9 protein-coding genes are annotated in these 7,198 nt (G+C 44.9%); 3 read left to right on the forward strand and 6 right to left on the reverse strand.

Annotated features, from left to right (window positions below; genetic code table 11):
- Positions 1-75 precede the first annotated feature (75 nt).
- The 3 genes from tnpA to tnpC all read left to right on the forward strand — a co-directional run bounded on the left by tnpA (position 76) and on the right by tnpC (position 2,326).
- Positions 76-393, forward strand: a complete 318-nt coding sequence (gene tnpA, locus BFC18_RS10815) for an IS66 family insertion sequence element accessory protein TnpA (protein WP_070125566.1) — start codon at positions 76-78, stop codon at positions 391-393.
- The gene (gene tnpB / locus BFC18_RS10820; protein WP_070125565.1) at positions 390-740 is read left to right on the forward strand and encodes an IS66 family insertion sequence element accessory protein TnpB; all 351 of its coding nucleotides are present in this window, start codon (positions 390-392) and stop codon (positions 738-740) included. The genes tnpA and tnpB overlap by 4 nt, the downstream gene beginning before the upstream one ends.
- Before the next feature lie 86 nt (positions 741-826).
- Positions 827-2,326, forward strand: coding sequence for an IS66 family transposase (gene tnpC, locus BFC18_RS10825; RefSeq protein WP_070125564.1), 1,500 nt, complete (start codon positions 827-829; stop codon positions 2,324-2,326).
- Positions 2,327-2,504: 178 nt separating this feature from the next.
- On the opposite strand, the gene BFC18_RS10830 is transcribed toward tnpC, so the two are convergent.
- The 6 genes from BFC18_RS10830 to BFC18_RS10860 all read right to left on the reverse strand — a co-directional run.
- On the reverse strand, positions 2,505-2,942 hold the full coding sequence (locus BFC18_RS10830) for a GNAT family N-acetyltransferase (protein ID WP_070125573.1): 438 nt from the start codon (positions 2,940-2,942) through the stop codon (positions 2,505-2,507).
- Between the two features lie 631 nt (positions 2,943-3,573).
- The gene (locus tag BFC18_RS10840; protein ID WP_070125575.1) at positions 3,574-3,918 is read right to left on the reverse strand and encodes a VOC family protein; all 345 of its coding nucleotides are present in this window, start codon (positions 3,916-3,918) and stop codon (positions 3,574-3,576) included.
- Positions 3,919-4,591: 673 nt separating this feature from the next.
- Positions 4,592-5,089, reverse strand: coding sequence for a hypothetical protein (locus BFC18_RS10845; protein WP_070125576.1), 498 nt, complete (start codon positions 5,087-5,089; stop codon positions 4,592-4,594).
- Between the two features lie 216 nt (positions 5,090-5,305).
- Positions 5,306-5,563: a hypothetical protein gene (locus tag BFC18_RS10850; RefSeq protein WP_070125577.1), complete on the reverse strand. Its 258-nt coding sequence runs from the start codon at positions 5,561-5,563 to the stop codon at positions 5,306-5,308.
- A gap of 739 nt (positions 5,564-6,302) precedes the next feature.
- Positions 6,303-6,668, reverse strand: coding sequence for a hypothetical protein (locus BFC18_RS10855; protein WP_139138997.1), 366 nt, complete (start codon positions 6,666-6,668; stop codon positions 6,303-6,305).
- Between the two features lie 124 nt (positions 6,669-6,792).
- The coding region (locus BFC18_RS10860) for a hypothetical protein (RefSeq protein WP_211481016.1) at positions 6,793-7,198 on the reverse strand (406 nt) is incomplete at its 5' end.

The raw sequence follows: 7,198 nt of genomic DNA on the forward strand, positions 1-7,198 counted from the left end.
GTAACCGTCCGGTAATCCCCACATTCAAAAACTGATGTCGCTACTGCATCGTGTTCTTTTGCTAAGGAGAACACCATGCGATACCAACGACGAGACGTTAATACCTGGCTGGCGCTTTTCGAACGTCAGGAACAAAGTGGATTATCAGCGGTGGCGTTCTGCCGTCAGCATCAGATAAACATTCAGACGTTTTATGCCAGACGCAGTGACATCCGGCTTCAGCGAACCAGCAATAAGTTTGTTCACGTTAAGCGCGAAGTCACCACGTTCGAATCCCGTATTGAAGATGACCCGCAGACCCTTTCGCTTGAATGCGCTGCTTCGACATTGCGCATACCCGCCAATGTCAGCCCACAGTGGTTAGCCGACCTGATGAAGGCGCTGAACGAATGAAGATGTTCGTCGAGCCTTCTGACATTTATCTTTATCTGGATAATGTCGACTTCCGTAAATCCATCAACGGCCTGATTGTCGTGGTGGAACAGCAGATGGAATTGAATCCGTTCCGGGATGCGTTGTTTGTGTTCTGCAATAAAAAGCGGGATAAACTGAAGGTGTTGTACTGGGATAAAACTGGCTTTGCCCTGTGGTATAAGCGCCTGGAGAAGCATCGCTTCAAATGGCCATCAGACACTGAATTACAGCACATGCACCTGAGTGAGCAGCAGTTGCAGTGGCTATTGTCGGGCTTTGATGTGATAGGCCATTCGCCATTGAACTACACGGCTTCCGGCTTATAACCGGTGATCATAAGTAGCATTTATCGATCACGAAATAGTCTGAATAACATCAGGTAATCAGTACCTTAATCGGCGATAATAGTCTTATGAACGAAGAAGATTATCAACGCCGCATCGCTGAACTGGAGCAGCAGCTCCGGGAATTGAATAACCGGTATCAATACCTGGAAGAGCAGTTCCGTATCGCACAGCAAAAACAGTTTGGCAAAAGTACTGAAGGCCACCCTGGTCAGGGTGAGCTGTTTAATGAGGCGGAAGAACTGACTGCCGATGTTGAAACGCCAGAGCAGGAAACCATCAGCTATACACGCAATAAACCTAAGCGTAAACCACTGCCTGAGGACTTGCCGCGTGAAGTCATCGTTCACGATATCCCTGATGAAGATAAAGTCTGTGGTTGCTGCGCTGGCACACTGCACTGCATCGGTGAAGATAAGTCTGAGAAACTTCAGTTCATTCCTGCTCAGGTGAAAGTGATTGAGCATGTACGTCCGAAATATGCGTGCCGTACCTGCGAAAAAGAGGGTATCAGCAATACGGTTAAACAAGCGCCGGTACCTCACAGCGTTATCCCTAAAGGCTATGCAACACCCAGCTTGTTAAGCCAGATAATCACCAGCAAATATCAGTATGGTCTGCCACTTTACCGGCAGGAAGCCATGTTCAAACAGCATGGCATCGAACTCAGCCGTAAAACCATGGCAGACTGGATAATCCGTTGCGCTGAGTTATTTAAACCGCTTTATGACCAGCTTCATCAACATCTGCTAAAGCAACCGGTTATCCAGGCGGATGAAACCACGCTGAAGGTTGTCGATTCTGACAAAGCGACCAGTTACATGTGGCTGTATGCCACCGGTGCAGATTCACCGCAAGCGACCATTACCGGCTCGTCAACACCCAATATCGTACTGTACGATTATCACAATAGTCGTGCGGGGCGATGTGCCGTGGACTTCCTTGATGGTTATAGCGGCTATCTGCAAGTGGATGGCTATCAGGGCTACGAACAAACGCAGGCCACCTTAGTCGGCTGCTGGGCCCATGCGAGACGCAAGTTCATGGAAGCGAAAAAAGGCGCTGGCAGTAAAGGCAGTGGCAAAGCCGACTGGGCACTGAACCACATACAGAAGCTCTACCGTGTCGAGACGCAGTTAAAAGAAGAAACCGCAGCAACCCGCTATGCACAACGACAAGAAAAAAGCCTGCCGTTGCTTAATCAGTTTGAAGCCTGGCTGATAAAATCAGCCCAACAGGTATTACCGAAAACAAAACTCGGCGAGGCAATACAGTATTGCCTTAATCAATGGCATAAACTGGTTCGTTACACACTCGATGGCCAGCTCACCATCGACAATAACCGCGCAGAGCGAGCCATTAAACCGTTCGTCATCGGCAGAAAAAACTGGCTGTTCAGCCAGACCGCAACCGGTGCCAATGCCAGCGCCATCCTCTACAGCATCATTGAAACAGCGAAGGCTAACGACCTCAATGCGTTCGATTATGTCATGGCCTGCCTGGAGCAGCTCAGCAAACCCGAAACCGGTATCGAGCAACATCTACCATGGCAGTTTGCAAAACGATAGGTGGGATTAGCGGACGCTTACACTTCACTAGTGCCTCAAAATTCATGGAATTTCCTTGGTCGCATAACACCCTGCTTAGGGGCGGAAACACATGGGCTAAAATTTAGGAGCGAAGCGACGCAGCCCATGTGTTTGCGTCCCAGCGAGCCTGCGAGCGACTACAGCAGATTGTTAGAATTCATAGCTTAATAAGAGCTAGCATATCATCACCATCTTCATCCATGCCGATTTCTTGAAACCCAAAGCTGGAATAAAAATCTTTAGCAACAGGATTAGTGGTGTTATAGCATATTTCGACTTCTTTAATGCCGGGAGTCTGCTTTATAGCCTCAATTGCAAGCGTTAAAGCTTTCCGACCTATCCCTTGGTTCTGATAATTCTTATCAACCATAAACCGCCAGATTGAAACTTTTGATACTGATTCTTTAACCCACATGAAGAAGCCAACGGGTTTATCGTCTAAGCAGATGGCCTTACAAGTGTGACCTTCGTTATAAAATGACTCAACTAATGACCACATGTTGCACGCGACGTAGTCTTCCTGTGCTTCAGTTACATCAAGGTCACAAACTGACTCATAATTTTTCTTGTTAATTTCTTCCAATGAAATTTGCATGTTCATCCTGAATTCTAACACCCACATAAGGGGCAGTAATACGTGGGCTAAAATAGGAGCGAAGCGACAGAGCCCACGTGTTACTGTCCCAGGGAGCTTGCGACCGACTTAATGTGATTGTTAGGTGCACTGCCGATTAAACCTAGAATACTTTATTAAAAGGTATAAAGCAGATGCAAGAGCACCACCATAATAGAACTCTTGGTGTAATACATTAATAAAAAGATGGTCGATGTCACCAAATCGAATTAACTCTGCGATGCCTAAGAAGCCGAAAACTAAAAGCATGATAATGTAATGCCACTTACTTGAAGGCCCGATAAAAAGGCCAACCAGGATGAAAACAAAACCCGCGAGTAGATCGGGAATTACACCACACCCAAATTGCCCACCCTGATATGGAAAACACGCATCAAAAGCTGGACTTGGAAAAAGCCATAAAATAAAACAACTAAGACCGAGTCCCAATAAGCTTCTGAAATATGGTGAATAGAGCAATTGAGTTTTCATTAAACCTACGTGCATCTAACACCCACATAAGGGGCAGTAATACGTGGGCTAAAATCCGAGCGAAGCGACAGAACCCACGTGTTACTGTCCCAGCGAGCCTGCGAGCGACTTAATGTGATTGTTAGCTGCCAACCTGAGTGATGTGCAGTAACTCACCCGATGGCCCCCATAAATAAAAAACTTTACCCCACGATTCTTGGGATATTGCAGTGATTTTTTGCTTAAGCTTGGATTCAGAGCATACCCGAAAAGCTTCATCGATGTCAGATACACAAATTTGAAGCATAAAGTTGCTGGCTAGCGATTCATCATAAAAGCGTTGAAGGAAGAAAAGGCAGTCACCATTTTGAAATAATGTGAGGTCGTCAGTTACATATTCCGAATCGAAACCAATTTCTGAATAGAATGACTTAGAAATTTCATAATCTTTGCTTGGAATAAAAGCCTTGATATCTGTTACGTCCATTGTACGTTCCATTTGGCTGCTAACACCCGCATAAAGGGCGATAACGCATGGGCTAAAATTAGGAACGAAGTGACGCTGCCCATGCGTTAGCGTCCCAGCGAGCTTGCGAGCGATTTAATGCGATTGTTAGATACCGCAGAGATAAACGTTCGCAGCTTTGCTGCCACCGCTAGTTTGAAAATGCGGCCAACTCAAAACATAAACTGACTTTAAAACACCCTAGTACGAAAAGCCAGATTTGGAAAAGTTGCCGGAGAAATGGCGATACTGATACAACTGAAAACCCATGGCTGTTACTTCTCCAACTGTCGTTAAACAATGCAACGCTTGTAAAGCCTGAAACCAAGAGAGCGATGATGTTCGTGCCAAAACAACACAGCTATGTTTTGAAAACCCTTTTGTTTGGGCCGCTAGCTTTGCGTTACAGGAAACATCGTTCGTTACCTTGCCGCTGATGAATCCGCCGTCGCCTGACTCTCAATTAGTCCCAGAAGAAACAACCTAGCGCGGCTAGGCGCACAAAGAACCAAAGAGAGAAATGAAAGAACTAAACAGAATCTAACACCCGCATAAAGGGCGATAACACATGGGCTAAAATTAGGAACGAAGTGACGCAGCCCATGTGTTAGCGTCCCAGCGAGCTTGCGAGCGATTTAATGCGTTTGTTAGCTGTTTATGCGCACTCACAGTCGTATATAGTTTGTAGTTGCCCATTACCTAAGATTGCAAATGAAAACGTATCAAACATATTCCTTGCCCTTTCAATAGGTAGATCCTCGTAGTTCTCTAAACCTTGAAAGCTGTACGTAATAACTACATTGCCACATAAACCAAGGTGCGTAACAGGTTTGGTACCAACAATCGAAACGTTATCACCGTTAACACCATCCCAGCCGTGTTTATCAGGGCTAAAAAGAAGCTCCTTTGCGCCACAACTTTCACATTGCAAATAAAAGGGAGGGAGAGAAGACTTTATTTCCCTTTTTATAAAGAACCCTTTTTTTTCAACTAGGACGTTACCTAAAATGCTGTGTTTTTCACAACCACAGTGGTTACATTCCACTTTTTGAAAGATAAAGGTATCTCCACCAAATAATGAGTCTGAGACTTTCAGTTTAAAGTTTGAAAAACAACTCGGCGGTTGAGCTTTTAATTCTTCAAATGTACTCACTAACTTCCCTAAACAGCTAACACCCGCATAAAGGGCGATAACGCATGGGCTAAAATAGGAACGAAGTGACGCTGCCCATGCGTTAGCGTCCCAGCGAGCCTGCGAGCGTTTTAATGCGATTGTTAGATACCGCAGAGATAAACGACCGCAGCTTTGCTGCCACCGCTAGTTTGTAACTGTGGCAAAACCAAACCAATAAACTGACTTTAAAACAACCTAATACGAAAAGCCAGATGTGAAAAAGCTGCCGGAGAAAAGGCGGTGTTGATACTGCCGCAAACTGTTACCTGTTACTTTTTTAACTGCCGCTGAACAGTGCAACGCTTGTAAAGCCTGAAACCAAAAGAGCACTGAAGCTCGTGCCAAAACAACACGGCGATGTTCTGCAAAACGGTGATTTCTGGTTGCTGGCTTTGCGGTGCAGGAGACAACTTCCGTTGACTTGCCCCAGATAAAACCGCTGATGCCGGACACGCGATTACTCCCTGAAGAAACAACCTTGCGCGGCTAGGCGCACAAAGAATCAAAGAGAGAAACGAAAGAACTAAATAGGATCTAACACCCGCATAAAGGGCGATAACACGTGGGCTAAAATTAGGAACGAAGTGACGCAGCCCACGTGTTAGCGTCCCAGCGAGCTTGCGAGCGATTTAATGCGATTGTTAGATACCGCAGAGATAAACGTTCGCAGCTTTGCTGCCACCGCCAGTTTGAAAATGCGGTAAGCTCAAATCAATAAACTGACTTTAAAACAACCCAATACGAAAAGCCAGATGTGGAAAAGTGGCCAGAGAAATGGCGATACTGATACAACTGAAAACCCATGGCTGTTACTTCTCCAACTGCCATTAAACAGTGCAACGCTTGTAAAGCCTGATACCAAAAGAACGATGATGTTCGTGCCGAAACAACACGGCTATGTTTTGAAAACCCTTTTGTTTGGGCTACTGGCTTTGCGATGCAGGAAACAATCCTCGTTGACTTGCCACTGATAAAACTGCCCTAGCCTGATTCTCAATTAGTGCAAGAAGAAACAACCTAGCGCGGCTAGACGCACAAAGAAACAAAGAGAGAAACGAAAGAACTAAACAGAATCTAACACCCCACATAAGGGGCAGTAACACGTGGGCTAAAATCCGAGCGAAGCGACAGAGCCCACGTGTTACTGTCCCAGCGAGCCTGCGAGCGACTTAATGTGATCGTTATATGCCGCCTACCATGAATGGCTAATGCCCTTTTGCTTTTCGTAGCTTCTTTTACCAAGCCACATTGAAATAAAGAATAAGGTGAAACTAATAAAAGAGGCCAGTAATAAGCCTCTCAAGCCACCGATGATTATGCATACTAAGGCTAGAGCCGGAATAAACACAAAGTAATATTTTCGATATTCCTTTCCAGTTAATAACAGAAACCAGATAAAAGCGCCGCCAAATGCAATGTATGGGGCAACAGGTTGAGAAATATAACCTGCTTTGAAAAATAACATGAACATGATTGCAAACAAGAAAAAGAGTCGAGAGACAAACCTTTCCTTAGTCCTGAATTCAACTAGTTCATTTTTCGTGAGTTTACTTTTCACCAAATATCTCTAGGCATATAACACCCGCATAAAGGGCGATAACACATGGGCTAAAATTAGGAACGAAGTGACGCTGCCCATGTGTTAGCGTCCCAGCGAGCTTGCGAGCGATTTAATGCGTTTGTTAGGCATTTTTACCGCTGTTCCATTTTTTAAAATACAAATACCCAATTAACATTTCTGTGATTACAGCAATTAATATTCCGATGCCTGCAAAGCCCCGAAAATACTCAAATAAGCCGAGAAATGCCATTGCAAACATGGATATAGATATACTTAAGGATATTGCTTGTCGCGCCTCAGAATGTTCCGCATTTCGACTAAACCAAGTTAAAATGGACATGCCAAAAAATAAAACGGATAGCCGTTTCCCAATGAAATATGCACTATCGGATCCCTCAACGCCAAAAATGTAAAATAACAAGTCAGGGAAGACTAGAAAGTTGGCAAACAATATGAATGCGACAACTGATGTGATGGAACTGAGTGTTTTAAAACTCATTATGCTTAATCCAAAATGCCTAACACCC

Source organism: Alteromonas confluentis (assembly GCF_001757105.1).
Classification (GTDB): Bacteria; Pseudomonadota; Gammaproteobacteria; order Enterobacterales; family Alteromonadaceae; genus Alteromonas; species Alteromonas confluentis.

What these genes read in the sequence shown, in the direction of transcription:
- tnpC (WP_070125564.1), top strand. Translation starts at nt 827, where the DNA reads ATGAACGAAGAAGATTATCAACGCCGCATCGCTGAACTGGAGCAGCAG.
- BFC18_RS10830 (WP_070125573.1), bottom strand. Translation starts at nt 2,942, where the DNA reads ATGCAAATTTCATTGGAAGAAATTAACAAGAAAAATTATGAGTCAGTT.
- BFC18_RS10840 (WP_070125575.1), bottom strand. Translation starts at nt 3,918, where the DNA reads ATGGACGTAACAGATATCAAGGCTTTTATTCCAAGCAAAGATTATGAA.
- tnpA (WP_070125566.1), top strand. Translation starts at nt 76, where the DNA reads ATGCGATACCAACGACGAGACGTTAATACCTGGCTGGCGCTTTTCGAA.
- tnpB (WP_070125565.1), top strand. Translation starts at nt 390, where the DNA reads ATGAAGATGTTCGTCGAGCCTTCTGACATTTATCTTTATCTGGATAAT.